Source organism: Fundidesulfovibrio soli (genome assembly GCF_022808695.1).
In the GTDB taxonomy this organism is placed as follows: Bacteria; Desulfobacterota; Desulfovibrionia; order Desulfovibrionales; family Desulfovibrionaceae; genus Fundidesulfovibrio; species Fundidesulfovibrio soli.
Window position 1 is genome coordinate 84,184 of the sequence record NZ_JAKZKW010000001.1, and the last position, 18,090, is coordinate 102,273.

The 18,090-nt window shown below is 66.1% G+C and carries 22 protein-coding genes; 16 read left to right on the top strand and 6 right to left on the bottom strand.

Features of this window, described 5'->3' with window-relative positions; genetic code table 11:
- Positions 1 to 666: a class I SAM-dependent methyltransferase gene (locus tag MLE18_RS00390; protein ID WP_243366265.1), complete on the top strand. Its 666-nt coding sequence runs from the start codon at positions 1 to 3 to the stop codon at positions 664 to 666.
- Here MLE18_RS00390 and MLE18_RS00395 read toward each other — a convergent pair.
- Complete coding sequence (locus tag MLE18_RS00395) at positions 622 to 1,560, bottom strand: MDR/zinc-dependent alcohol dehydrogenase-like family protein (protein WP_243366267.1); 939 nt, start codon at positions 1,558 to 1,560, stop codon at positions 622 to 624. The two genes, MLE18_RS00390 and MLE18_RS00395, sit on opposite strands and share 45 nt — an antisense overlap.
- 206 nt (positions 1,561 to 1,766) lie before the next feature.
- Here MLE18_RS00395 and MLE18_RS00400 point away from each other — a divergent pair, with 206 nt between their 5' ends.
- The 5 genes from MLE18_RS00400 to MLE18_RS00420 all read left to right on the top strand — a co-directional run bounded on the left by MLE18_RS00400 (position 1,767) and on the right by MLE18_RS00420 (position 6,681).
- A complete protein-coding gene (locus tag MLE18_RS00400) occupies positions 1,767 to 3,362 on the top strand; it encodes a dephospho-CoA kinase (RefSeq protein WP_243366269.1) in 1,596 nt (531 codons plus the stop codon).
- A gap of 6 nt (positions 3,363 to 3,368) precedes the next feature.
- Positions 3,369 to 4,091: a rhomboid family intramembrane serine protease gene (locus MLE18_RS00405; RefSeq protein ID WP_243366271.1), complete on the top strand. Its 723-nt coding sequence runs from the start codon at positions 3,369 to 3,371 to the stop codon at positions 4,089 to 4,091.
- Positions 4,092 to 4,178: 87 nt separating this feature from the next.
- Positions 4,179 to 4,937, top strand: a complete 759-nt coding sequence (locus tag MLE18_RS00410) for an ABC transporter ATP-binding protein (RefSeq protein ID WP_243366273.1) — start codon at positions 4,179 to 4,181, stop codon at positions 4,935 to 4,937.
- Positions 4,938 to 4,950: 13 nt separating this feature from the next.
- Positions 4,951 to 6,108: a SufB/SufD family protein gene (locus MLE18_RS00415; RefSeq protein ID WP_243366275.1), complete on the top strand. Its 1,158-nt coding sequence runs from the start codon at positions 4,951 to 4,953 to the stop codon at positions 6,106 to 6,108.
- 123 nt (positions 6,109 to 6,231) lie between these two features.
- Positions 6,232 to 6,681, top strand: a complete 450-nt coding sequence (locus tag MLE18_RS00420) for a metal-dependent hydrolase (RefSeq protein ID WP_243366277.1) — start codon at positions 6,232 to 6,234, stop codon at positions 6,679 to 6,681.
- Between the two features lie 329 nt (positions 6,682 to 7,010).
- On the opposite strand, the gene MLE18_RS00425 is transcribed toward MLE18_RS00420, so the two are convergent.
- From MLE18_RS00425 to MLE18_RS00440, 4 genes are read right to left on the bottom strand one after another with little or no spacing between them, the layout of a single operon-like run.
- Positions 7,011 to 7,460 carry a hypothetical protein gene (locus tag MLE18_RS00425; RefSeq protein ID WP_243366280.1) on the bottom strand — a complete coding sequence of 150 codons (450 nt, stop codon included), beginning with the start codon at positions 7,458 to 7,460 and terminating at the stop codon, positions 7,011 to 7,013.
- Positions 7,457 to 8,221, bottom strand: coding sequence for a J domain-containing protein (locus MLE18_RS00430; protein WP_243366283.1), 765 nt, complete (start codon positions 8,219 to 8,221; stop codon positions 7,457 to 7,459). The genes MLE18_RS00425 and MLE18_RS00430 overlap by 4 nt, the downstream gene beginning before the upstream one ends.
- A complete protein-coding gene (locus MLE18_RS00435) occupies positions 8,218 to 8,673 on the bottom strand; it encodes a YkgJ family cysteine cluster protein (protein ID WP_243366285.1) in 456 nt (151 codons plus the stop codon). The genes MLE18_RS00430 and MLE18_RS00435 overlap by 4 nt, the downstream gene beginning before the upstream one ends.
- A gap of 1 nt (position 8,674) precedes the next feature.
- Positions 8,675 to 9,094, bottom strand: coding sequence for a CoA-binding protein (locus MLE18_RS00440; RefSeq protein ID WP_243366287.1), 420 nt, complete (start codon positions 9,092 to 9,094; stop codon positions 8,675 to 8,677).
- Positions 9,095 to 9,280: 186 nt separating this feature from the next.
- Between MLE18_RS00440 and MLE18_RS00445 the strand changes: the two genes are divergently transcribed.
- A complete protein-coding gene (locus MLE18_RS00445) occupies positions 9,281 to 10,501 on the top strand; it encodes a M24 family metallopeptidase (protein ID WP_243366289.1) in 1,221 nt (406 codons plus the stop codon).
- Between the two features lie 60 nt (positions 10,502 to 10,561).
- On the opposite strand, the gene MLE18_RS00450 is transcribed toward MLE18_RS00445, so the two are convergent.
- Positions 10,562 to 10,999 carry a CBS domain-containing protein gene (locus MLE18_RS00450; RefSeq protein WP_243366291.1) on the bottom strand — a complete coding sequence of 146 codons (438 nt, stop codon included), beginning with the start codon at positions 10,997 to 10,999 and terminating at the stop codon, positions 10,562 to 10,564.
- A 130-nt stretch (positions 11,000 to 11,129) separates the two neighbouring features.
- Between MLE18_RS00450 and MLE18_RS00455 the strand changes: the two genes are divergently transcribed.
- The 9 genes from MLE18_RS00455 to tsaD all read left to right on the top strand — a co-directional run bounded on the left by MLE18_RS00455 (position 11,130) and on the right by tsaD (position 18,077).
- Entirely contained in the window at positions 11,130 to 11,774 is a 645-nt protein-coding gene (locus MLE18_RS00455; RefSeq protein WP_243366293.1) for a protein-L-isoaspartate(D-aspartate) O-methyltransferase, read from the top strand.
- Positions 11,775 to 11,792: 18 nt separating this feature from the next.
- Positions 11,793 to 12,725 (top strand): Mrp/NBP35 family ATP-binding protein, encoded by a 933-nt coding sequence (locus MLE18_RS00460; RefSeq protein WP_243366295.1) that lies wholly within the window; start codon positions 11,793 to 11,795, stop codon positions 12,723 to 12,725.
- 91 nt (positions 12,726 to 12,816) lie between these two features.
- Complete coding sequence (gene pgsA / locus MLE18_RS00465) at positions 12,817 to 13,365, top strand: CDP-diacylglycerol--glycerol-3-phosphate 3-phosphatidyltransferase (RefSeq protein WP_243367465.1); 549 nt, start codon at positions 12,817 to 12,819, stop codon at positions 13,363 to 13,365.
- A 267-nt stretch (positions 13,366 to 13,632) separates the two neighbouring features.
- A complete protein-coding gene (locus MLE18_RS00470; protein WP_336605547.1) occupies positions 13,633 to 13,887 on the top strand; it encodes a hypothetical protein in 255 nt (84 codons plus the stop codon).
- Positions 13,888 to 13,890: 3 nt separating this feature from the next.
- A complete protein-coding gene (locus MLE18_RS00475; protein ID WP_243366299.1) occupies positions 13,891 to 14,208 on the top strand; it encodes an FtsB family cell division protein in 318 nt (105 codons plus the stop codon).
- The gene (locus tag MLE18_RS00480; RefSeq protein ID WP_243366300.1) at positions 14,192 to 15,040 is read left to right on the top strand and encodes a tetratricopeptide repeat protein; all 849 of its coding nucleotides are present in this window, start codon (positions 14,192 to 14,194) and stop codon (positions 15,038 to 15,040) included. The genes MLE18_RS00475 and MLE18_RS00480 overlap by 17 nt, the downstream gene beginning before the upstream one ends.
- 94 nt (positions 15,041 to 15,134) lie before the next feature.
- Positions 15,135 to 15,986 (top strand): hypothetical protein, encoded by an 852-nt coding sequence (locus MLE18_RS00485; protein ID WP_243366302.1) that lies wholly within the window; start codon positions 15,135 to 15,137, stop codon positions 15,984 to 15,986.
- A gap of 22 nt (positions 15,987 to 16,008) precedes the next feature.
- A complete protein-coding gene (gene fbp, locus MLE18_RS00490) occupies positions 16,009 to 17,022 on the top strand; it encodes a class 1 fructose-bisphosphatase (protein ID WP_243366304.1) in 1,014 nt (337 codons plus the stop codon).
- A complete protein-coding gene (gene tsaD, locus MLE18_RS00495) occupies positions 17,019 to 18,077 on the top strand; it encodes a tRNA (adenosine(37)-N6)-threonylcarbamoyltransferase complex transferase subunit TsaD (RefSeq protein WP_243366306.1) in 1,059 nt (352 codons plus the stop codon). Before fbp ends, tsaD begins: the two co-directional genes overlap by 4 nt.
- Positions 18,078 to 18,090 lie beyond the last annotated feature (13 nt).

The following is an 18,090-nucleotide window of genomic DNA, read 5'->3' on the forward strand; positions in this document are numbered from 1 at the left end:
ATGGGCTGGCGCGACGTTCCGAGCGTGCCCACCAGCCTCACGCTGCACCCGGCCGTGCTTCAGCGCATCCGGCCCGGCATGCGCGTGCTGGACGTGGGCTGCGGAGAGGCCGGAGCCGGGGAGGAGGTGCGCTCGGCCGGGGCGGACTATGTCGGGCTGGACCTCAACCTTCCGAGCCTGAAGCGCGCGGTTGCGCGATTCAGCGTGGCGCAGGGCGACTGCCTGGCGCTGCCCTTCGCGGACGGGGCCTTCGATGTGGTCATCCTGCGGGCCGTGCTCACCGTGCTGCCCGAGGACGCCAGACGCCTGGCCTGCATGGCCGAGGCGCTGCGTGTGAGCCGGGGCCAAAGTCAGGGCCAAGGCCGGGGCATTGTGGCTGTGCAGGATTTCATGATGACGCCCGAACTGCCGCTCTATGAGGCCCGCTACCAGCGGGGCGCGGCGATGGGCCTGCCTTCCGGCGCATTTCCCGTGGAGGAGGGCGGCAGGGTGCTCTATGTGGCCCGGCACGCCACCGAAGCGGAACTGCGGGAGCTGGTGCGCGGGGCGGGCGGGGAGGTGCTGTCGTTCACCGTGCATCCCTCGCCCACCAGAAGCGGCAACATAATTAACGGCGTGACCCTACTGGCTCACATGGAGCAGGATCTTGCGCGCCCCGGGACGTGATGCCCGCTCGAAGGCATCCTGCACGCGCTCAAGGGGATAGACGGCCTCGATGAGGCCCGTAGGGTCCACCAGCCCGCGCAGCATGTGGTCGATGGCCAGGGCCGGGCTGCCGCAGCGCGAGCCCACCAGGGTGATTTCGTTCACCACGATGCGGGTCAAGTCGATGGGCGCGGGGGCCTCCAGGGTGGACTTGAGCACCACCGTGCCCTCGGGGCGCACCAGATCCAGCGCGGCCTCCACGTCGTGGGGCCTTCCGGTGGCCTCCACCACGATGTCGAAGGGGCCGCGCACGCTGCCTTGCAGGGCGGTGCGCACCCCGTAACGATGCGCGATGGCCAGCTTGTCCGTGTGCCTCCCCGCCAGCACAAGCTCCGGGCAGAGGTGGCGCAGGCTCATGGCCGCCAGCAGCCCCAGCTTCCCGTCCCCCAACACGCAGACCCTGTGCGCCGCCGTGATGTGCACCTGCTGCCCCACCTCGATGGCGGCGGCCAGGGGCTCCGCGAACACGGCCTGCTCGTCGGAAAGCTCCCCGGGCACCGCCACGCAGTTGGCAATGGGCACGGTCAGGTATTCGGCGAAGGCGCCGTCCTTGCCGTGAATGCCCAGCGTCACCCGCTCCGGGGCGTGGCGGTGGTCGCCGGGGCCGGGGGCGATGTTGATGTCCGCCACCACGCGCTTGCCCACCATGTCCGGGTATCCCGGGGCCGCCTCCACCACGCCCACGAACTCGTGCCCGAGGATGCCGGAAAAGCTCATGTATCCCTTGATGATTTCCAGGTCCGTGTTGCAGATGCCCGCCAGCAGGACGCGCACCAGGGCTTCGCCCTGGGCCGGGGCGGGGCGTTTGCGCCGGGCGAGGGCGACTTCGGAATTCTTGGCAATGGCGCAGAGCATGGGGGCCTCGCGTGGTTGAAGGGCGTGAGGTGATTGTCGTCAGTGGATATCCCAGGGCAGGCCCCTTGTCATCCGGGGGGGCGGCGTCGCGGCGTTGACCCGGCGGGAGATTCCAGGCATCCCATGTGGATGGTATTTACCGCATCCATTCCCGCAACTGAGCCGTCCGACGTCCATCCCACTCTTTCCGGCCGGGAGGGGCGCGCATGAGCGGCTCCATCCTGCGCCATACGGCCCCTGGGCCCGGCAGGCTCGACCAGTGCTGGGCCGAGCAACTGGCGGAGCAGAGCGTCACCCGCGCCAAGATCCAGAAGTGGATCGCCGCTGGCCTGGCCACGGTTGACGGCGCTGTGGAGAGCAAGGCCTCCCGCAAGCTGCGCGGCGGCGAAGCTCTGGAGCTGGCCGCCCCCGCCCTGGAGGACTCCCCGGCGGCCGAGAGCAGCGACATCTCCCTGGTCTACCGCGACGAACAGCTCATCGTGCTGAACAAACCCGCCGGGCTCACCGTGCACCCGGCCCCCAGCTGTCCCGAGGGCACGCTGGTCAACCGCCTGCTGCACCACTTCCCGGAGCTGGCCTCCATCGAGGGGCAGCGCCCCGGCATCGTGCACCGCATCGACAAGGACACCTCCGGCCTGCTGGCCGTGGCCCTGAACGAACCCGTGCGCCTCAAACTCTCGGAGGCCTTCGCCAACCGCGAGGTGAACAAGACCTATCTGGCGCTGCTCTGCGGCGACCCCGCCAAGGAGCAGGCCGAGATCGACGCGCCCATCTGGCGCGACCCCTCGCACAAGTCGCGCATGGGCGTGGTCAAGGGCGGGCGCGAGGCCCACAGCGCCTACCGCCGCGTCTGGGCCGACGGCAAGGGCCGCGCGAGCCTGGCTGAGGTCTCCATAAGTACGGGGCGCACCCATCAGATCAGGGTGCATATGTCCCACATAGGGCATCCCCTGCTGGGCGACGCCCTCTACGGCGCATCCCCCAGCAAGCAGGCGGCCCGGGCCGACAGGCTGCTGGGCAAGCTCGCCGCCCGACAGATGCTCCACGCCTGGAAGCTGGCCTTCGACCACCCGGTGACCGGGGAGCGGCTGGACTTCACCTGCCCGACGCCCAAGGATTTCTGGCGCATCCCCCTGTACCTCGCGCGCTCCGTGCAGCGCGTGGCCATCGTGGGTCTGCCCGGCGGCGGCAAAAGCGAGGCGCTCAAGGCCCTGGCCCGGCGCGGGCTGCCCGTCTGGAGCGCGGACCGCTGCGTGGCCGAGCTGTACCAGCCCGGCGCAGACGGCTGGCACCTGCTGCGCGCCCGCTACGGCGAGCGTTTCGTGCCGGACCCCGCCAAGCCCGTGGACAAGAAGGCCCTGATGGCTGCCATGCGTGCCTCCGACGGGCTGCGCCGCGAGGTGATGGACGCCCTCTATCCAATCATCCGGCACCGCCTGGAGGACTTCTGGGCGGAAAACGCCCGGGCGCGCGCCGCCTTCGCCGAGATTCCCATGCTGCTGGAATCCGGCTGGCTGGCTCAGGGCGAGGCGGACCTGGCCGTGGGCGTGGACACTCCGGACGAGCAGCGCCACCAGCGGCTGGCTGGCCGGGGCTGGAATGAAGAGGACATCGCCCTGGTGGACTCCTGGCAGTGGCCGCGCGAGCGCAAGATGGCCGCGTGCGCGCATGTGCTGGATAACTCCGGCTCCCTGGCTGAGATGGAGGCGGGCGTGGACGCCCTGCTGGCCGGGCTCAAGGCCCAGCGCAGGGACAAGAGCCGCTCCCTGCTGGCCTGGATGCGCTCCAACGGCTACGCGTAGGCCGCCATGATCCCCATCAAGGACAACGTCCCCAACATCCGCAAGCCCGTGGTGGTGGTGATCATCTTCGCAGTCAACCTTGTGGCCTTCCTGTTCGAGCTGAGCCTGCCAAGCAAGGGCCTGGGCCTGTTGCTGCAACTCTACGGCGCGGTGCCCGCCCGGCTCACGGACCCGGCCTGGGCCGAGGCCGTCGGATTCCCCTCCCAGGGCTTCGACTCGGCGGTGACCTACATGTTCCTGCATGGGGGCTGGCTGCACTTCATCCTGAACATGTGGGTGCTCTGGGTCTTCGCGGACAACGTGGAGGACGCCCTGGGCCACTGGCGCTTCGCCGCCTTCTACCTGCTCTCGGGCGTGGCGGCGCTGGCCATGCACCTGCTGTTCAACCCGGGCTCCACCACGCCCGTGGTGGGGGCTTCCGGGGCCATCGCCGGGGTCATGGGCGGATATTTCCGGCTCTTTCCCCACGCCCGGGTTGTGACGCTCATCCCCATCGTGTTCATACCCTGGATCGTGGATTTGCCCGCAGTGGCCTTCCTGGGCATATGGTTCTTGATCCAGATCACCTCGGGCCTATACGCCGCCACGCCCCTGGAAGACGGCCAGTCCGTGGCCTGGTGGGCCCATGCCGGAGGCTTCCTGTTCGGGCTGCTGGTGGTGCGCCTGCTTGGCCCCCTGGACTGCCGCTACTGCTACCTTCCCGAGGATAAAGCCTACGAGCGCCGCTGAACCCGCACGGCTGGACAGCGGCCACCATCTGAACTAATCTGTTCTTTTGCTTTTTTAACGGCATCACTTGTCCAAAGGCGAGGCATCATGCTCAGCATAGAAAATCTGCATGTGAAGATCGGCGAACGGGAGGTGCTCAAGGGCATCAACCTCGAAATCAAGGAAAACGAAACCTTCATCCTCTTCGGGCCCAACGGATCCGGAAAGACCACCCTGCTCATGAGCCTCATGGGCTTCGGCAACTATACCATCACCGAGGGCCGCATCATGTTCCGCGGCCACGACATCACCCACGCCACCATTTACGAGCGTGCGCGCCTGGGAATGGGCATGTCCTTCCAGCGGCCGCCCACCATCCACGGGCTCAAGCTGCGCCAGATGGTGCAGATGGCCGCCCAGGGCCGCGACATCGACGTGGACGCCCTGGCCAAGCGCGTGAACATGACCGACTTCCTGGAGCGCGACGTGAACGCGGGCTTCTCCGGCGGCGAGATCAAGCGCTCGGAGCTCCTGCAGCTCATGGCCCAGCAGCCGCACCTGGTGCTCTTCGACGAGCCCGAATCCGGCGTGGACCTGGAGAACATGAAGCTCATCGGCAACACCGTGCGCGAGCTGCTCGGCGGCGAGTGCGGCATGACCGTTGAGCGCAGCCTGCGCATGGCCAAATGCTCGCGCAACGTGGCCGGCCTCATCATCACCCACACGGGCTACATCCTGGAGTACATCAACGCCGACCGGGGCCAGGTGATGTACGAGGGCAAGCTCTGCTGCGAATCCAACCCCCGCGACATCCTGGATCACATCAGCCGCTTCGGCTACCAGGAATGCCTGCGCTGCCTTGCCTAACGGAGTTGCCCACATGAAGCCCATCGATCTGAAAAAATTCGACTTCACGGCCCCTGCGCCCCTGGAAATCGCCGACCTGACCACCCTGGACGAAGCCGACAAGAACCAGCTGCTCATGGCCGGTGTCGACGTCTCCGCCGAAGCGGTCAGCGGCACGTACATGCACATGAACCACGGGGCCGTGCACTGCAAGACCCGCCAGAAGGGCGTCGAGATCCTGGATATCAAGACGGCCATGGACAAGTACGACGGCCTCAAGGAGTACTTCTGGAAGCTCATCGACCCCGACAAGGATGAGTTCACCAGGGCCGCGGCGGACAACCTCCACGGCGGCTACTTCATCCGCACGGAGAAGGGCGCCAAGATCACCGAACCGGTGCAGTCCTGCCTGTTCATCAAGGGCGACAACATCGGCCAGAGCGTGCACAACATCATCGTTGTGGAGGAAGACTCCGAGCTGCACATCATCACCGGCTGCTCCGCCGCGCACGAGTCCAAGGGCTCCGCGCACATGGGCATCTCGGAGTTCTACGTCAAGAAGAACGCCAAGCTGACCTTCACCATGATCCACAACTGGGCGGAGAACACCGTGGTGCGTCCCCGCTCGGCCGGCGTGGTGGAAGAGGGCGGCGTGCTGCTCAATAACTACGTGCTGCTCAAGCCCGTGAGCGACCTGCAGATGTACCCCACCATCACCCTGGCGGGCAAAGGCGCCGTGGCGCGCTTCAACTCCGTGATGGTGGCCCCCGAGGGCTCCCACGTGGATACCGGCAACCGCATCATCCTGGCCGCCCCGGAAACCCGCGGCGAGACCATCGCCCGCACCATCACCACCGGCGGCACCATCATCGCGCGCGGCCACATCGCGGGCAACGCGGTGCCCGCGCGCGGCCACCTGGAGTGCAAGGGGCTGATCCTGGGCGGCGGCGTGATCCACGCCATCCCGGAGCTCGAGGCCACCGTGGACGGCGTGGAGCTCTCCCACGAGGCCGCCGTGGGCAAGATCGCCCAGGAGGAGATCGAATACCTCATGGCGCGCGGCCTGGACCAGGAAGAGGCAACCTCCACCATCGTGCGCGGCTTCCTCAACGTGGACATCATGGGCCTGCCCGCCAAGCTGCAGAAGGTCATCGACGATACCATCAAGGAGTGCGAGAAGGACATGTTCTAGGTCCGCGCGCATCTCTTCGAGTGATCAAGGCCGGGTCCGCCGCAAGGTTGGCCCGGCCTTATCATGTGGCTGGATGGCAAGATGGGCTTGTCAATGGAGCGAGGCGATGGTAGCAGCCCGGACATGCCGGGATACAAGGGACATGTGGCCGGAGCCCTGGCCGTGGTCGGCGGCGGGCTCGGCGCGGCGTGGTGGCTGGGAGTGTACAGGCCGGAGCCCAAGGTCATGCTGTTGCTTGCGGCCGTGGCCGTGCTCGGTTCGCTCTTCCCGGACGTGGACACCAACTCCAAGGGCCGCCACATCTACTACGGGGCGGCCCTCATCGCGGACATCGCACTGATCCTCAAGGAGCAGTACCGCTACGCGGCGCTCCTGGGATTCTGCGCCCTCCTGCCCGCCGTGGGCTCGCACCGGGGCTGGACCCACACCTGGTGGGCCGGGCTCCTCATCCCTTCTGCCATCCTGATCGCGCCCATGGTCGTGGCGCACGCTGGTTGGCAGCCGTTCATGCCCTTTTACATCGCCGCCGTGGCGGGCTACTATTCGCACCTGCTGCTGGATGGGGAGTTCTGAGGCGGCGGGTATCACTGCTAGGATCAAAAACGGATATTGTGGTTTGAGTCTCCCCGTCCGGGCTCAGCGGGCCGCAGCACCCCGACATATTTGAAGAATGTCGAGACGCCGCGGCCCGCTGAGCCCTGACGGGGAGACAATTTGTTTCAGCGCGGAAGGAATCAAATGAGGGACAGGCGCGGCAGGGGCAGTGTCTTGGATGCCCTGCGCTGAAGAAAAGATCAGGATTATCCGTGCGCTAGCAACATAAAAATGCGAAGCGGCAAAGGATTCCAAAGGGAGGAACTCCCTTTGGCCGCCGGAGGCTTCCCCCTGCCAGTCTTCCCATTCTAGGGCAACGCCCCCCGCATCCCAACCCTGTCCGACAGGTCGATGCCCTGGAACCTGAACAGCACCGGCGTGCACGTTCCGCCGCGTATCAGCCGGATCTCGGCGGGAATCTTCCTGCCCTGCTTTATCCCGTACTTCTCCAAGAACTTCCTGCCCGGGGCCGCGCCGCCGGTGAGGGTCATCTCGTGCACCTTGCCGGGCGCGTAGAGCGGATCGGCGAGCATGGGCTCGGCCTGGAAGGTGAAGAGAACCCTGTGCGGCTGGTACGCCTCCGGGGAGGTGCGGGGCAGGGCGGTGACGCTGACGATGGTGGCTGTGCCCGGGTGCTCCTGGTAGGTGCAGGGGCCGCCCACGCGTTGCGGGGCCTGGGCCTGGGCCGGTACGCTAAACGCCGCTGACAGCGCGACAGCCACGGCCGCGGCCCGTATCCAGGCGGACGGGGTGCTCATCCCAAAGTGATCCTCAAATACAGATCGCCCTTCCAGGGGCCGAGGCGTCGCCCGAGGCCCCTGAGGCGTATGGGCTGGCCCAGGGAGTAGTCCTTGGGGATGGTGAATTCGACGGTCTTCTCCTCGCCGGAGAGACCCTGGGCGATTCCCACGCGCAGCTTGGCTCCCGGCAGGATGCTGGTGGGCGGCACGGTGACGGTCTGCTCGTCGTCGAGCTGCTTGAGGAGCATGCCGCGCAGCCCGGAGACCAGGCCGTCGCTTAAGTCCATGGACCACTTGGACTTGCCCATCCTGATGTCCAGCTTGCGGCTGGCCGGGGCGTCGGGAATGGGCTTCGCGCCCTGGTGCTTCTTGAGCTCGTTGTAGATGTCGTCGAAGACCTGGCGGGCGAAGGGGTCCCTGAGCAGGTCCTGCAGCACGTCCTCGCGCCGGAAGTAGTAGTTGGTCTTTTCCGGCTCTTCCTTGGAGGCTTCCGTGTAGGCGGTCTTGGCCTTGCGCCACGCGCCCGGCTCCGGCTTCGGCGGAGGCTTGGGCTTCTCGCGCCCGGGGCGCTGGGCGGCCTTGGGCGGGCCCTCGGACAGAATCTGCCTGAGCAGCAGGTAGGCCTCGTTGATGCGCTGGAACTTGCGCTTGGCCAGGGCGTCGTCCGGGTTGAGGTCAGGGTGATAGCGGAAGGCGAGCTGGCGGTAGCTCTTCTTGACCTCCTCCAATGTGGCGCCGGATCCAAGGCCCAGGACGCGGTGGGCCTCCTCCACGTTCATGGCTTCTCGATCCCGTCCAGCTTGAGGGCGCTGGGGGCCTCAGGGTCGCCGGTGACGCCCACGCCCTGTTCGCGCAGGGCGGCCAGGCCCTGGCGCACGAATTCCTGATGGGGCACGTTGGGGTTGATGCCCGTGCAGTATTCCAGGGCCAGCTCCCAGCTGGAGTCGTCGATCAGGTTGCCCCGGAAGTAGGGCCAGGCGCGGCAGATGTCGGGCCGGGCAGGGTGGATGCCGCACCCTTCGTCGAAGAAGACGCACAGACCGTCGGTCCGAACGCCCAGGTGCACCTTGGAGCCGCGTGTAGTGGTGTGCGCCTCGAGGAAGGCGGCCAGTTCCAGACCCAGGTGGCCGGCGAGGCGCTGCTGGTCCTTGACGGTGAGCACGATGCCGCCTTCGCCCAGGCAACAGTGGCCGCAACGGCGGCATTCGAAGGCTGTGGTGTTCTCGTTCATGTCACATGGAGGGGAAGAGGCGCCGGTGCTCCACCATGAGGCAGAGGTCTTCGACGACGGTGATGGGCGTGCCCGCCAGGATTGTGCGGGCCTCCAGGCTGAAGATGCCGGACTGCATCCAGAACATGCGCGGCGGGCTGGGCAGGGCCAGGGTCTCGCGGGCGTGCTCCGGGCAGCTGGCCGAGGCGCGGAACAGGTTCACGATGTCCACGGGAGTGTCCAGTTCGGCCAGGGACGCGCGCGCGGGCAGGCCCCAGACGGCCTTGCGCACCGGGTGCACTGGGTACACGGTGAAGCCGCGCCCGATGAGGTAGCGCCCTACGGCGTCCACGGGGCTGCCGGGATTGTCCTTGGCGCCCACGATGGCCACAGTCGTGCAGCCGTCCAAGAGGGTGCGCAGTTCGGCGTCGCCGATGAGCATGAAAGCCGCCTTTTCCTTCAGGTGAGAAATCGCTAGAAAGCTCGTGTCCGACCCGGACCTTCTAACCGCAAAGCAGCGGGCTTCTCAAGGGGGAATGTCCGGGAGGGCGGCTCCGGCCGTGCGCCGGGAGAGGATTCAACAAAGCCCGGGCGGAGTGCGGCCCCGCCCGAATGAAGGAGCGTTCGCATGTATCAGGCGTTGGAAACCCTGCCCGTCCAGGAGGCGGCGCTGCGCCAGGCCTCCTGCCGGGTTCACCTGGGCCTTCTACAGCCCGGAGCCGGGGGGCTCCTGGTGTTCTCCAGGCTCAGCATCTATTACCTCACCGGCACCTTCGGCAACGGCGTGCTCTGGCTGCCTCTGGAAGGGGAACCGGTGCTCATGATCCGCAAGGGCCTGGACAGGGCCAGGCTGGAGTCTCCGCTCAAGCACATTATGCCCTTCCGCTCCTACGGCGACATCGAGGGCATCTGCGCCGAAGCGGGCTCGCCCCTGAGCTCGGAGATCGCCGCCGAGATGGGCGCGCTGCCCTGGAACCTGGCCAACCTGCTCACGGCGCGCATCAAGAACGTGCGCTTCGTGCCCGGCGACGCGGCCCTGGCCAGGGCCCAGTCCGTGAAAAGCCCGTGGGAGCTGAACAAGATGCGCCTCTGCGGCCGCCGCCACGCCAAGGCCATGTGCGAGACGCTGCCGCAGCGCATCAAGCCCGGCATGACCGAGCGCGAGGTGGCCCACCTGATCTGGGGCATCTTCTTCGAGATGGGGCACAGCGGCATGATGCGCATGGCCGGCGCGGGGGACGAGCTCTTCCTGGGTCACGTCAGCGCTGGCGATTCCGGCAACTATCCCAGCGGCTACAACGGCCCCCTGGGCCTGCGCGGCGAGCACCCCAGCGTGCCCTTCATGGGCTACGCCGGGCAGGTCTGGCGGCGCGGGGAACCCCTCTCCGTGGATTGCGGCTTCTGCCTGGAGGGCTACCAGACCGACAAGACCCAGGTGTACTGGCCCGGGGCCTCGGCCATGCCGGACGAAGTGAGCAGCGCCCAGGCCTTCTGCATGGACGTGCAGCGCTGGACAGCCGAGCAACTCAAGCCGGGGGCCATCCCCTCCCGGATCTACGCCCATGTGATCGACTGGGCCGCCCGTGAGGGTTTCGCCGAGGGCTTCATGGGCCTGGGCGGCAACAAGGTGCCTTTCCTGGGCCACGGCATCGGCCTGGTGGTGGACGCCTGGCCCGTACTGGCCAGGGGTTTCGATGAACCCCTGCGGGAGGGCATGGTCCTGGCGGTGGAGCCCAAGCAGGGCATCCCGGGCCTGGGCATGGTGGGCGTGGAGAACACGTTCGAGGTCACTCCCGCCGGGGGCGTCTGCCTCACCGGCGAGAGCTTCGAGATCATCCGCGTGGAATAGGCGCGTGGAGTAGGGCGCGTATTGTAAGGCGGCCCCGGGAGGGGCGCGAAGCCGGGCCAATCAGCCCGCCGAGCGCTCCTCCAGGGCGTCCATGAGGCTGATGGTCAGCCGCAGGAAATCCGCCTCGGTGATGATGCCCACCAGCCTTCGCCCCTTCAGGACGGGCAGGCAGCCGTACTTGTGCTCCAGCAGGGTCTGGGCGGCGTCGCGCAGCAGGGTCTCCGGGTTGACGGTGGCGGTGTCCGTGCGCATGATTTCGCTTAATGGGATGCCCGCGTCCAGCTCGTCCTGGGTGGAGGGATCGATGTCGGAGAGCTCGGAGACGGCCACGGCGAGCATGTCCCGGTGGGTGATGAGCCCGATGAAGTTGTCCTCGCCGTCCACGATGGGCACGTGGCGTACGCGGGCCATTTCCATTATCTGCCTCGCGGTGTACAGGCTGTCGGAGGAGAGCAGGGTGAACAGCTGTGTGGTCATGAGGTCGCCGACGGTGAGCATGTCCTTCCTCCTGGCTGGGGTTTCATAGTCATTCCACCCTCGAAGAGTCTCCCTGTCAAGTCAAGACGTTGACTTGGCGGGGGAAATCTGGTGTCTCTCCCCAGTTCCGAACAAAGGACCGGGTGAACAGATGGAAATCGATCCCAAACGCAGCCGCGAACGCATGGTTCGGGAGCAGATCATGGACCGCGGCATCCACACGCCGCGCATCCTGTCCGTGATGAGCAAGGTGCCGCGCCACCTCTTTGTGGAGGAGGCGCTTACGCCCAGCGCCTACGGGGACCATCCTCTGCCCATCGGTCAGGGGCAGACCATCTCCCAGCCCTATGTGGTGGCCTGGATGACCGACGAGCTGGACGTGCGCCCGGGCATGAAGGTGCTTGAGATCGGCACCGGCTCAGGATACCAGACCGCCATCCTGGCGGAGCTGGACGCCCTGGTCTACAGCGTGGAGCGGGTGCCCGAACTCTATGAACTGGCCAGGAACCGGCTGGATTCCATGGGCTACGGCAGGGTGCGCCTCAAGCTGGACGACGGGACCCTGGGCTGGCCCGAGGAGGCCCCGTTCGACCGCATCCTGGTCACGGCGGGCGGCCCCTCTATCCCTCAGCCCTACCTCGACCAGCTGGCGGACCCGGGCATGCTCATCATGCCCGTCGGGCCGGAGCGGCGCAGTCAGACCCTGGTCGTCCTGCGCAAGGAAGGCGGCAGGATCGGGCGCAAGAACCTCGGTCAGGTGATGTTCGTCGACCTCGTCGGACGCCACGGCTGGTAGAAAGCACGGAGACAAAGCATGAAGATCAAGAAGAAAGGCGATCAGGGCGGCGGTTGCAAGACGTGCTCCAAGGCGAGCACCTGCGCCAGCAAGCCCGCCTCGGGCGACTGCAAGGACGCCAAGACCCAGCAGCAGGACGAGCGCATCAGCTCCGCGTTGTCCCGCATCAAATACAAGATTTTCGTCATGAGCGGCAAGGGCGGCGTGGGCAAGAGCTCCGTCACCGTGAACCTGGCCGCGGCCCTGGCCCGCAAGGGCCACAAGGTGGGCATCCTGGACGTGGACCTGCACGGCCCCAGCGTTCCCCGGATGCTCGGCCTCTCCGGCAACCTGGAGGCCAACGAGAAGGGCGAAGTGACCCCCAAGCAGTGCGGCGACAACCTCTACGTGGTCTCCATGGAGTCCCTCCTCAAGGACCCCGACCAGGCCGTCCTCTGGCGCGGCCCCATGAAGACCTCGGCCATCCGCCAGTTCATCGGCGAGATCCAGTGGGGCGAGCTGGACTATCTGGTCATCGACTCCCCCCCGGGCACCGGCGACGAGCACATGACCGTGCTCAAGACCATCCCCGACGCCCTGTGCGTGGTGGTCACCACCCCGCAGGAGGTCTCCCTGGCGGACGTGCGCAAGGCCATCAACTTCCTGCAGTACGCCAAGGCCAACATTCTGGGCATCGTGGAGAACATGAGCGGGCTCATCTGCCCCCACTGCTCCAAGGAGATCGCCCTGTTCAAGAAGGGCGGCGGCGAGGAGCTGGCCAAGAAGTACGGCATCGAATTCCTGGGAGCCATCCCTCTGGACCCGGTGGCCGTTGTGGCCGGCGACGTGGGCAGGCCCGTGGCCCTCATGGACGAGGCCTCCCCCGTGAAGGACGCCCTGCTGGCCCTGGCCGACGCCATCGACCGCGCGGCCCAGTCCAGCCTGGAAGCCCACGCCACCCTGGGCGGCTGAAACCAGCGCAACCATTTGCCCGGGCCCTGAATGGCGGTCATCCGCCCTTTGGGGCCGAGTCGGAAAACGGAGCGGCCCTTTGCTCAAAACATTGCTGAACCTGCCCAACGCGCTGACCCTGGCCCGGATAGCGGTGGTCCCCTTTCTGGTGGCCATGCTCTATTTTCCGGGCCCCGGGGTCTGCCTGGCGGCCACGCTCCTCTTCATGGCGGCCTCGGTCACGGACGTGTTCGACGGCCTGCTGGCCAGGCGGCTCGGGCTGGTGACCAACATCGGCAAATTTCTGGACCCGCTGGCCGACAAACTGCTGATCTGCTCGGTGCTGATCATGCTCGTCAAACTGGACTGGGTGGGGGCCTGGGTCGCGGTGATCATCATCGGGCGCGAGATGGCCGTCACCGGCCTGCGAGCAGTGGCTGCGGACATGGGCGTGGTCATCGCCGCGGACAGGTTCGGCAAGCTCAAGACCATCATCCAAATCATCGCCCTGTGTCCGTTGATCCTGCATTACCCCGTGTTCGGGCTCGACCCGCAGCCCTTCGGCACAATGATGCTCTACGTCGCCCTGGGCCTGACCATCGGTTCCGGCGCGAACTACATGTACAGCTTCTTCAGGAGCTGGCCCCCCAACAAGGCATGAGCCGCGCCGCCGAACCTGTTGTCCGAGGAGTGTGAACGCCTTCCGCCTTTGCGCCCGAGTCGTGTTTTTTTGCGGCTTTGACGCTCCGGCGTGAATTGGCTTTGCTTTCCGCGCGGCAATGTGCGATGCTCCAATGCAGGGACCGCTTCGCGCTGGAACGGGCAATGCCTTCAGGGACGTTCCGGCTGGGCGAAGATACAGAGTTCACTCCAATGAAGCCTCATCGCGGCGGGTCATGAAACGATGGAAGGAACCAGGTCTTCAACTTTGGCGGCGCGCATCGTGAACTGCCTCCAGACCATCCTGGAGTTGGAGCCGCTTCTTCAACGCATCGATTCCGGGAGCATGTTGCTGCCGGAATTCAAGGTGTTGAAGTCTTTCCTCAATGAAATGGATGGGATCGATCTTGACGAAGAGGATGTCGCCCGGATAGAGAACGCTACCGAGCGTTTCCTGCAAGAGTTGAAAACGCCTTCGGCCATGGCCCGTGCGGGCGAAACCAAAAACCAGACCCTGCAATAGACCATGTTCATACGGCGCCTGCTCCTCGCTCTGATCCTCTTCTGCAACGCCGTCTTGCTGTACAACCTCGTCTGGAGCGACAAGGGCGTATTCGCCTATCTCGATCTCAAGAACCACCAGAAGCAGTTGAAGATGCGCATAGACGCCCTGGCCGGGCGCTCGCTCGACCTGAGCCAGGAGATTCGCTGGCTCAAGTCCGACCGGGCCTTCACCGAAAAGATGACCCGCGCCCACGGCAACTACCTCCGCGACAACGAGATCATCTATCTTTTCCCCGGACAATACCCTGAAGGAAGCGTCGGCGATGACATCAAAAATTGATTTTTACCGCGAAGTTCTCTCGGACGACCCCAACTCCCGGGTGTTCTTCCCCCTGAGCAGGATGCTTGCCGCGCAAGGCGAAACCGAGGAGGCCGTCGCCGTCCTCCAGAAGTCCATCAATCTGCATCCCGGCCACATGGAGGCCAAGTTCCTGCTTGTGGAGCTCCTGATGCGCCTTGGCCGCGAGGACGAGGCCGCCTGCCAGTTCGAAGCCGTCTCCCCCATGCTGGCCGACTACCCCGCCGTGTGGACCCTGTGGGCCGCCAAGGCCACCGGCCTCTCCAAGGACGCCGCCCTGGCCCTGCGCTTTCTGGCCCTCTCCCTGCAAGGCAAGGAGATCTCCTGGCTGTCGCTGATGGAAAAGGGGCTCACCGCCCAGTTCGGAGAGGCCAAAGCGCCCGCCGAGGCCCCGGCCGCGGGGCGCTCCGCCGCCTGCGAATCCGAGCTGTTCTCCTTGCGCGGCGCCGAGGAGGTCATGGCCCTGACCCAGCGCATCGAATCCCAGCAGCGCCACGCGCCGGCCGAGATGCTGCCCCCCGAGTGCGCCTCGGAAAACGTGGCCGCCGTGCGCACCCGCACCATGGCCGAGCTTCTTGCCCGCCACGGCGATTATGCGGCCGCCCTCGAAATCTACGGCGACCTGCTGCGCCTTGCCTCCTCCGAACAGGAGAGGAAGAATATTTCCGCCCGCATGGACGAGATCAACCTCCTGGTTTCCTCCGGCGCTTCCCCCGCCAAATCCGCGCCTGAGGCGCAGCCGAAATCCGGCGCCAAGCTGGTGAGCATGCTCGAGGCGCTCGCCAGTCGCCTTGACGCGCGGGCCACGGCCTGAACACCCGCTTGATAACGCCCGCTCCAGAGAGTAGACGCATCGAATGCAATTCGGGCGGAGCACGTCCATCACCCCGTTAAGAAGGATCGGCCTCATGCATAAGCGCGTCATTTTGGCCCTGGTGGTCTGCGCCCTTTTCGCCGCCTCCGGCTGCGACACGGTCAAGCCTTACTGGAAGAGCACCAAGAAGATGTACAAGGAATACGTCAACGTCGACCCCACCATCGACTTGACCGACCTGGGCACCTCCGACCCCACGGTGCTCAAGTTCGCCGAGCTGTTCACCCCCGTGGACGCCCAGCTTGAATACCTGCTGCGCGCCCTTTCCGCCCAGGATGCCCCGCCCGATTCCGAATGGGTGCAGAATGTGATGACGTCCTTCCCCTGGCTCACCGGTCTGGCCGAACTGAGCCCCACCGGCACCCTGGTGAGGCGCCAGCCTTCGTTCTCCATCAAGAAGGTTGATTTCGCCCCCCTGGTGGAGTTCGAGAAGCTGTACAAAGAGCGCAAGATGGCCGCCGCCGTCTCCGTCACGGAGCTTGGAGCCGAGATCATGATCGCCAAGCCGCTCTACGTCGAGAACGACTTCGTGGGCATCCTGGTGGCCCATTTCGACGCCTCAAGCCTGGCCAAGCAGTCCCCGGAACCGGGCAAGCTGCTCATCATGTCCCCGGGCGAAACCCTGTGGGGCGGCGACGACCCGGGTGCCGGGCAGGCCATGGCCCAGCTCAAGTGGAAGAACATCCTGAAGTCCAACGTCACCGGCCAGGACACCGTGGGCGGCCGCAAGTTCCAGTGGCAGGCGCGCGCGGTGGCGCAGACGTACCTGATCTACGCCATCGAGACGGTGAAGGAGCAGCCCAAGCAGCCCAAGGCCGCCCCCCAGCCCCAGCCCGCCGCCGAACCCGCACCGGCTCAGGCCCCGGCCCAGGTTCCGGCGCAGTAACGCTTTCCAGGAAGGAGCAACAATGCGCCAGGTAACCGTCACCGAACATCTGCTGCTGCACCAGAAGGAATCGCCCATGGCCACCGGGCGGTTCACCTCCATGCTCAACGAACTCATCCTCGCGGCCAAGATCATCTCCCGCGAGGTGAACAAGGCCGGGCTGGTTGATGTGCTGGGCCTGACGGGCGAGGTCAACGTCCAGGGCGAGGCCGTTCGAAAGCTCGACGATTACGCCAACGACATCCTGATCTACCGCATGGAGCGCGCCGGCGTGCTCTGCGCCATCGCCTCCGAGGAGAACGCCGACGTCATCGAGATACCGGAGAACATGCCCCAGGGGGATTACATCCTGATCTTCGATCCGCTGGACGGCTCCTCCAACATCGACGCCAACGTCAACGTGGGCACCATCTTCTCGATCTACCGCCGCAAGTCGAACTGCAAATGCGGCGCGACGCTGGCCGACGTGCTGCAGAAGGGCGCGGACCAGGTGGCGGCCGGATACTTCCTCTACGGCACCTCAACCATGATGGTCTACAGCACCGGGCGCGGCGTTCACGGTTTCACCATGGACCCCAGCGTGGGCGAGTTCCTGCTTTCCCATCCCGACATCAAGACCCCCGGGACCGGCAAGATTTATTCGGTCAACGAGGCCTACTGGATCTATTGGGACGAGGCCACCCGCGAGGCGGTGAGCTACTTCAAGAGCACCGACAACTCCCGGGGCAAGCCCTACTCGCAACGCTACATCGGCTCCCTCGTGGCGGACTTCCACCGCAACCTGCTTTACGGCGGCATCTTCCTCTATCCCGCCGACATGCAGGACCCCAAGAAGCCCAGGGGCAAGCTGCGGCTGATGTGCGAGGCCAATCCCCTTGCCTTCCTGATCGAACAGGCGGGCGGCAAGGCCACCGACGGCGAAATCGACATCCTGCAGATCGAGCCATCCGAGCTGCATCAGCGCGTGCCCCTGTTCATCGGAAGCCGCAACGATGTGGACAAGGTGATGGAGATCTACCGCAAGCATAAGAAATGATCTGTCTGGGCATCGAGACATCCTGCGACGAGACGGCCCTGGCGCTCGTGTCGGAGGGCAGGGTGCTCGGTGAGCGCATGGCCAGCCAGGTGGAGCTCCACGCCCTGTTCGGGGGCGTGGTGCCCGAGTTGGCCTCGCGTGAGCACCTGCGCAAGGCCACGGCGCTCTTCTCCGGCTTACTAACCAGCGCCGGCCTCGTTCCGGGCGACATCCAGGGCGTGGCCGTGGCGCGGGGCCCGGGCCTGCTGGGCAGCCTGCTGGTGGGAATGAATCTCGCCAAGGGCCTGGCCCAGGGGCTGGGCGTGCCCCTGGTGGGCGTCAACCACCTCCACGCCCACCTTCTGGTGGCCGGGATCGAGCATGAGATCGTGTTCCCGGCACTTGGGCTGCTCATCTCCGGCGGCCACACCCACCTCTATCTCATCCGCTCCCCCTTCGATTTCGAGCTGCTGGGCCGCACCCTGGACGACGCCGCCGGCGAGGCCCTGGACAAGGCCGCCAAGCTGGTGAACCTTCCCTATCCCGGCGGCAAGTACATCGACATCCTGGGCAGCGCAGTGCAACCCGACGAGAAGCTCTTCCCCCGGCCGTACACGGCCAACCCCGGGCTGGACTTCAGCTTCAGCGGACTCAAGAGCGCCGTCGCACGCCACATCTCGCAGAATCCGCACCTGCGGCTGCCCGCGCTCCCGGACGGGGAGCTGCCCGACATCCCGGGGTTGCCTCTGTTCTGCGCCTCAATCAACAGCGCCGTGGCCGACACCCTGCGCATCAAGACCGAACGTGCGGCGGACCAGCACCCCGAGGCCGGAACCCTCATCGTTGCCGGGGGGGTGGCCGCGAATTCCATGATCCGGCGTGTGCTCGGCCGCATGTGCGAGCAGCGGGGGCTTGCCTGCGTGCTGCCTTCAGCCAGTCTGTGCACGGACAATGCGGTGATGGTCGCCTACCTGGGTGAGATGATGCTCAGGGCGGGCTACCGGCACGGCCCCGAGGTGACGTCCATACCCAGGGGCAGGCCCATACCTCTGGACTTTTTGGAGATGCCCGGATAAGGGTCGAAAATCA

Bases quoted from the DNA above. Each gene is read 5' to 3' on its own strand.
- MLE18_RS00445 (WP_243366289.1), top strand. From the start codon at position 9,281: ATGTATCAGGCGTTGGAAACCCTGCCCGTCCAGGAGGCGGCGCTGCGC.
- MLE18_RS00395 (WP_243366267.1), bottom strand. From the start codon at position 1,560: ATGCTCTGCGCCATTGCCAAGAATTCCGAAGTCGCCCTCGCCCGGCGC.
- MLE18_RS00405 (WP_243366271.1), top strand. From the start codon at position 3,369: ATGATCCCCATCAAGGACAACGTCCCCAACATCCGCAAGCCCGTGGTG.
- MLE18_RS00455 (WP_243366293.1), top strand. From the start codon at position 11,130: ATGGAAATCGATCCCAAACGCAGCCGCGAACGCATGGTTCGGGAGCAG.
- MLE18_RS00425 (WP_243366280.1), bottom strand. From the start codon at position 7,460: ATGAGCACCCCGTCCGCCTGGATACGGGCCGCGGCCGTGGCTGTCGCG.
- MLE18_RS00400 (WP_243366269.1), top strand. From the start codon at position 1,767: ATGAGCGGCTCCATCCTGCGCCATACGGCCCCTGGGCCCGGCAGGCTC.
- MLE18_RS00475 (WP_243366299.1), top strand. From the start codon at position 13,891: ATGTTCATACGGCGCCTGCTCCTCGCTCTGATCCTCTTCTGCAACGCC.
- MLE18_RS00410 (WP_243366273.1), top strand. From the start codon at position 4,179: ATGCTCAGCATAGAAAATCTGCATGTGAAGATCGGCGAACGGGAGGTG.
- fbp (WP_243366304.1), top strand. From the start codon at position 16,009: ATGCGCCAGGTAACCGTCACCGAACATCTGCTGCTGCACCAGAAGGAA.
- MLE18_RS00420 (WP_243366277.1), top strand. From the start codon at position 6,232: ATGCCGGGATACAAGGGACATGTGGCCGGAGCCCTGGCCGTGGTCGGC.
- MLE18_RS00430 (WP_243366283.1), bottom strand. From the start codon at position 8,221: ATGAACGTGGAGGAGGCCCACCGCGTCCTGGGCCTTGGATCCGGCGCC.
- MLE18_RS00390 (WP_243366265.1), top strand. From the start codon at position 1: ATGGGCTGGCGCGACGTTCCGAGCGTGCCCACCAGCCTCACGCTGCAC.
- MLE18_RS00450 (WP_243366291.1), bottom strand. From the start codon at position 10,999: ATGCTCACCGTCGGCGACCTCATGACCACACAGCTGTTCACCCTGCTC.
- MLE18_RS00435 (WP_243366285.1), bottom strand. From the start codon at position 8,673: ATGAACGAGAACACCACAGCCTTCGAATGCCGCCGTTGCGGCCACTGT.
- MLE18_RS00485 (WP_243366302.1), top strand. From the start codon at position 15,135: ATGCATAAGCGCGTCATTTTGGCCCTGGTGGTCTGCGCCCTTTTCGCC.
- MLE18_RS00480 (WP_243366300.1), top strand. From the start codon at position 14,192: ATGACATCAAAAATTGATTTTTACCGCGAAGTTCTCTCGGACGACCCC.
- MLE18_RS00440 (WP_243366287.1), bottom strand. From the start codon at position 9,094: ATGCTCATCGGCGACGCCGAACTGCGCACCCTCTTGGACGGCTGCACG.
- tsaD (WP_243366306.1), top strand. From the start codon at position 17,019: ATGATCTGTCTGGGCATCGAGACATCCTGCGACGAGACGGCCCTGGCG.
- MLE18_RS00460 (WP_243366295.1), top strand. From the start codon at position 11,793: ATGAAGATCAAGAAGAAAGGCGATCAGGGCGGCGGTTGCAAGACGTGC.
- MLE18_RS00415 (WP_243366275.1), top strand. From the start codon at position 4,951: ATGAAGCCCATCGATCTGAAAAAATTCGACTTCACGGCCCCTGCGCCC.